Annotated in this window: 1 protein-coding gene; it reads right to left on the bottom strand. The window is 71.8% G+C overall.

The features are described 5' to 3' along the window. Positions 1-1,127: N-acetylmuramoyl-L-alanine amidase (locus tag G6020_RS12480; protein ID WP_182610842.1), on the bottom strand; the 1,127-nt coding region annotated here is incomplete at both ends.

Here is a 1,127-nt window from a genome sequence, read left to right as displayed (position 1 = left end):
GACCGGCAGGCCGAGCGGTCCGTGCTCGAAGCCCTGGGAGGCCCAGGCGTCACCGATCACGCCCCACACCGGGTGGGTGCCCGTCTCGGGGGAGGAGTAGACCGCACCGTTCTCGTGCTTCACCAGGGACACGTTGCCGAACCTCTGGACGCCGGAGAGGACCTGTCCGAGCGGGCCGGCGAACTGCGAGGCGAGCCTGGCGAAGTCGCCGCCGATCAGATTCCCGACGGAGCCCAGGTCCCCGCCGACCGCGGCCTGCACCGAGCCGGCGTCGAACGGGATGTCGGCCAGCGTCTTCCCACCCGTGAGGATCCGGGTCAGCGCGGCGGCGTCGAGGCGGCCACCGGACAGCACGGTCCGGAGCGCGGAGGTCACCGCGTCCTGGACACTGCCCTGGGTGACGTCCGGGATCGTCGTCCCACCGGTGCCCGGCCGCGGGGTCGTCCCGGGGTTGGTGACCGGGGGAGTGGGGTTGGTCGGAGCCGGGGTCCCGCCGCCGCTCTGGGCGTAAGCCGCCGCGATGTCGCGGATCTGACCCATCCTGGCGTAGCCCGCGTCGCCGGGGCACGAGGTGTTGCCGACGTCGCGGTGGGCGAAGATGTTGGGCAACCGGACCGCGGCGCCCATGGGGTACCTGGTGAAGGACGTGCCCTCGGAGTAGTGGGTGTCGGAACCCTTGGGGTTGACCCCGGCGACCGACAGGCGCCAGCCGATGATCTCGCCCATCTTGCGCACGGTGGCATCGGGCGGGGCGACGGTCGAGTAGTCGCCCATCATCGAGATCCCCCAGGTGTTGCCGTTGAAGCCGCCGGCGTGCGCACCCTGGACGTTGCGGTTGAGGCCACCGTGGCGGCCCTCGAAGGCCTGGCCGTACTTGTCGACCATGACGTTGTACCCGACGTCGCACCAACCCAGATTGCGTGCGTGGTAGGTGTAGATGCCCCGCACGACGCCGGCCGAGCCCTCGCGGGTGTAGTTGTTGCTGCCGGCCGTGTGGTGGACGACGGCGGCGGCGAGCGTGGGGTCGTAGGTGGCGTTGCGGCAGCGGATGGACTCGTCGGCGCCCCAGCCGGCGCGGCTGATGATCGCCGGCTGCCTGGCCGCGATGTCGCCGTTCGCGCCGGTCC

Source organism: Dietzia sp. B19 (assembly GCF_014145155.1).
Classification (GTDB): Bacteria; Actinomycetota; Actinomycetes; order Mycobacteriales; family Mycobacteriaceae; genus Dietzia; species Dietzia natronolimnaea.
Note: the sequence above shows the minus strand (reverse complement) of the source record. Positions and strands in the feature narration are given on the sequence as shown.